Here is a 4,325-nt window from a genome sequence, read left to right as displayed (position 1 = left end):
GGGCTGCGGACCGTCCTGGTGGAGCGCTCCGCGACCGGCGGCCAGGCCGGCCAGAGCTCGCGCATCGAGAACTACCTCGGCTTCCCGGACGGCGTGTCCGGGGCGCAGCTCACCGACCGGGCGCGGCGCCAGGCGGCGAAGTTCGGTGCCGAGATCCTCACCGCGCGGGAGGTCACCGGGCTGGAGGTCGGCGGCGCCGCGCGGGTCGTCCGGTTCGCCGACGGCTCGGCGATCGCCGGGCACGCGGTGATCCTGGCGACGGGCGTGTCCTACCGGCAGCTGGACGCGCCGGGGGCGGCGGAGCTGACCGGGTGCGGGGTGTTCTACGGCTCGGCGCTGACCGAGGCGGCCGCCTGCCAGGGCCAGGACGTGTACATCGTCGGCGGCGCCAACTCGGCCGGCCAGGCCGCCCTGTTCCTGGCCCGCAGCGCCAAGTCGGTGACCCTGGTGGTGCGCAGGCCCTCGCTGGCGGCGACCATGTCGCACTACCTCGTCCAGCAGGTCGAGGAGGCCCCGGAGATCTCCGTCCGCGCCAACACCGTGGTGGAGGCGGCGCACGGCGAGCACCAGCTGGAGCGGCTGACGCTGCGCGACACCGAGTCCGGCGGGAGCGAACTCGTCGACGCGCAGTGGATGTTCGTGTTCATCGGGGCGGCGCCGCGGACGGACTGGCTGGAGGGCACGGTGCTCCGGGACTCCCGCGGGTTCATCCTGACCGGCCCGGACCTGGCACCGGAGGGCCGGCTGCCGGCCGGCTGGGAGCTGGACCGCCCGCCCTACCACCTGGAGACGAACGTCCCCGGCGTGTTCGTCGCCGGGGACGCCCGCGCCGAGTCGGCCAAACGCGTCGCCTCCGCCGTCGGCGAGGGCGCGATGGCCGTGATGCTCGCCCACCGCTACCTGGAGCAGTCATGACCGGCCGTCCGATGCCCTGCGATCCGGTGGAGCTCTCCACCCTCTTCCTGTTCGAGGAGCTCGACCCGGAGCAGCTGGACCGGCTCTGCCGGGAGGGCTCGGTGGTGGAGTTCGACGCGGGGCCGGTGTACGCCGAGGGTGATCCGGCGAGCTGCTTCTACGTGCTGCTGGAGGGCACGGTGGTGCTCTCGCGCAAGGTCGGCGACTCCGACGTGGAGGTCACCCGGACCTCCGACCGCGGGGTGTACGCGGGGGCGTTCCAGTCCTACCTGGGCGACCGGGTGCCGCAGGTGTACAACAGCTCGCTGCAGGTGCCGGAGCGTTCGCGGTTCTTCGTGCTGCCGGCGGAGACCTTCGCGCAGGTGATGCGGGAGTGGTTCCCGATGGCCGTGCACCTGCTGGAGGGGCTGTTCTTCGGGTACAAGAGCGCGCAGGCCGCGGTCGGGCAGCGGGAGCGGCTGCTCGCCCTGGGGGCGCTGTCCGCCGGGCTCACCCACGAGTTGAACAATCCCGCGGCGGCGGCCGTCCGGGCCACCTCGGCGCTGCGCGAGCGGGTCGCCGGGATGCGCCACAAGCTGGGCGCGATCGCGGCGGGCCCGTTCCGGCGGGAGAGCCTGGAGTCGCTGGTCGAGGTCCAGGAGCGGACGGCGGAGCGGGTCGCCAAGGCGGTCGCGCTCAGCCCGCTGGAGGCCTCGGACCGCGAGGACGCGCTCGCCGACTGGCTGGACGGGCACGGCATCGCGGGCGGCTGGCAGTTGGCCCCGACCTTCGTCCAGGCCGGCCTGGACACCGACTGGCTCGACCAGGTCGCGGCGCGGGTGGACGAGGGCCTGTTGGAGGGGGCGGTGCGGTGGCTCAACTACACCGTCGAGACCGAGCTGTTGATGAACGAGATCGAGGAGTCCACCAACCGCGTCTCGGCGCTCGTCACCGCGGCGAAGCAGTACTCGCAGCTCGACCGGGCGCCGTACGGCACGGCCGACGTGCACGAGCTGATCGACAGCACGCTGCTGATGGTCTCCGGGAAGATCGGCCCGCGGATCCGGGTGGTCAAGGAGTACGACCGGACGCTGCCGGCGATCCCCGCCTACCCGGGCGAGCTCAACCAGGTGTGGACGAACCTGATCGACAACGCCGTCGCCGCGATGGACGGCGACGGCGGCGAGGGCACGCTGACGGTGCGCACCGCGCGCGACGGCGACCGGCTGCTCGTGGAGTTCGGCGACACCGGCCCGGGCGTGCCGGAGGAGATCCGCGACCGCATCTTCGACCCGTTCTTCACCACCAAGCCGGTGGGCGAGGGGACGGGCCTCGGCCTCGACATCTCCTGGCGCATCGTCGTCAACAAGCACCACGGCGACCTGCGGGTGGAGTCCGTGCCGGGCGACACCCGGTTCCAGGTGCGCCTGCCGCTGACCGCACCGGGCGCGGGCACGGCCGAGCAGCCTTCCTGAGCGGCCGCCGGGCCGCCCGACCGACAGAGCGAGGTGGACGGGATGGGATACATCGGCACGGTGGGGCTGGTGCTCCACCCGGAGCGCCAGTGCTCGTCCACCGTGGACGCCGTTCTCGACTGGGGGCACGGGCGGGGTGCGAAGGTGCTGGGGATGGCCGAGGAGGTGCACCGGATCGGCTGCCGGGCGATCCCGGTCGGGGCCGAGGAGATGACGGCGTCCGCGGACCTGCTGATCAGCCTGGGCGGGGACGGCACCATGCTGCGGGCGCTGCGCCTCGCGGTCGGCGGGCACGCGCCCGTGCTCGGGGTGAACGTCGGGCGGCTGGGGTTCCTGGCCGAGGTCGACATCCCGGAGCTGCCGTCGGCGCTGGACGCGATCGACGAGCACCGGTTCACGGTGGAGCAGCGGTCCGGCGTCCGGGCCGGGTTCGAGGCGGGGTACGAGACGGCGCTCAACGACGTGGTGCTGGTGCGCAGTCCGGGGCAGCGCTCGGCGGAGGTCGCCGTGCGCGTCCAGGAGCAGCCGTTCGTGCAGTACACGGCGGACGCGGTGGTGGTCGCCACGCCCACCGGGTCGACCGCGTACAGCTTCTCCGCCGGGGGCCCGATCGTGTCGCCCAACGCCGAGGGGCTGCTGATCACGCCGGTGGCGCCGCACGCGGTGTTCAACCGTTCGGTCTTCCTCTCCGCGGGCGAGCGGCTGTCGTTGGAGGTGCTGGCGCACAGCGGGGACCTCGCCGTGGAGGCGGACGGCCGGCTGGTCGGCCATGTCCGCCCGGGTGACGTGGTCGAGGTGACCATGCTGCCGGCCGCGGCCCGGGTGGTCCGGCTCGGCCGCACCACGTTCTACCAGCGGGCGCAGCGCAAGCTCCGTCTCTCCGGTTCGGCCGAGCCGGACTGACGGGCGGGGCCCGCGCGCCCCGCTGACGGGCCGTCGGTGGGGACGGCGCGCCGTACCGCGCCCGGGTTTCACTCCTTCAGGTGGTCGTTCGTGGCGGAACGATCTGTACCGCTCCGCCCGCCATAGTCTTTCGCCCACGAACGGCTGCGCTCGCGGCCCGACCACCTTCCATTGGAGGAAGCATCCCCATGCTCGACGAGGTCGTGCGGGCGGCGATCCACCCCGCCATCGGGATCGCCCGGGTGGGCAACTCGCCGGAGGAGTTCTACCTCGCACCCGAGGTGCCCGACCCCCTGCCGGAGGCACCCGGCTTCTACAAGGACGCCGCCGGGGCGATCAAGCGCGAGGCCGCGCGGTTCCGCGTCTACGGCTACGACGCCCGCGGCGAGGTCGTCGCCGAGCTCACGCCCGACAACGCCGACATCCGGTGGACGGCGCACCTGGCCAACAAGAAGGCCGCCTGGTACCAGTTCCAGCTGGCCCTGGACATCCCGGACGCCGCCCTCGCCAAGCCGGCCGAGCTGCGCAACAAGGACATCACCGGGGACCTCCGCCGGGACCTCGTCATCGACCCCGGGGCGATCGGGATCTCCGGCCGCAGCGTCTCCGGGCCGGACTTCCACTTCCGCGGCGGCACCTTCATGGGCAAGGAGGTCTACCTCGGCGAGCTGCGCACCGACGAGGACGGCCGGCTGCTGGTGTTCGGCGGCTTCGGCGCGTCGGCCTCGTACAACGGCGTGCCGGTGCACACCTACGCCAACAACGACGGCTGGCACGACGACGTCGCCGACGGCCCGGTCACCGCGGAGGTCACCGTCGGCGGCCGCAGCGTGCCGGTCGACCCGGCCTGGGTGCTCGTCGGGCCGCCGAACTACGCCCCCGCGCTCAAGGGCATCCGCACCCTCTACGACCTGCTGTTCGACGTGTTCGTCGGCACCGGCGCACTGCCCTTTCCGGAGATGAACAGCGGGTCGGTCTCGAAGTTGACGAAGACCGGTGCGAGCTCGACCTCGTCCACACCGAAGGCCACACCCAGCTCGGGGTGCTCGAAGC

4 protein-coding genes are annotated in these 4,325 nt (G+C 73.0%); all 4 read left to right on the top strand.

Going from position 1 to position 4,325, the window contains the following annotated elements:
• Positions 1-915: NAD(P)/FAD-dependent oxidoreductase (locus ABZ641_RS27170; protein WP_359985791.1), on the top strand; the 915-nt coding region annotated here is incomplete at its 5' end.
• Positions 912-2,369: an ATP-binding protein gene (locus ABZ641_RS27165; protein ID WP_344627749.1), complete on the top strand. Its 1,458-nt coding sequence runs from the start codon at positions 912-914 to the stop codon at positions 2,367-2,369. The genes ABZ641_RS27170 and ABZ641_RS27165, both read left to right, overlap by 4 nt.
• A gap of 42 nt (positions 2,370-2,411) precedes the next feature.
• Positions 2,412-3,272 carry an NAD(+)/NADH kinase gene (locus ABZ641_RS27160; RefSeq protein WP_344627750.1) on the top strand — a complete coding sequence of 287 codons (861 nt, stop codon included), beginning with the start codon at positions 2,412-2,414 and terminating at the stop codon, positions 3,270-3,272.
• A gap of 188 nt (positions 3,273-3,460) precedes the next feature.
• Positions 3,461-4,325: LodA/GoxA family CTQ-dependent oxidase (locus ABZ641_RS27155; RefSeq protein ID WP_359985787.1), on the top strand; the 865-nt coding region annotated here is incomplete at its 3' end.

Source organism: Kitasatospora sp. NPDC007106 (genome assembly GCF_040634455.1).
Lineage (GTDB): Bacteria > Actinomycetota > Actinomycetes > Streptomycetales > Streptomycetaceae > Kitasatospora > Kitasatospora arboriphila.
The sequence above is the reverse complement of the archived record's forward strand: the minus strand, read 5'-3'. Positions and strand labels throughout refer to the sequence as shown.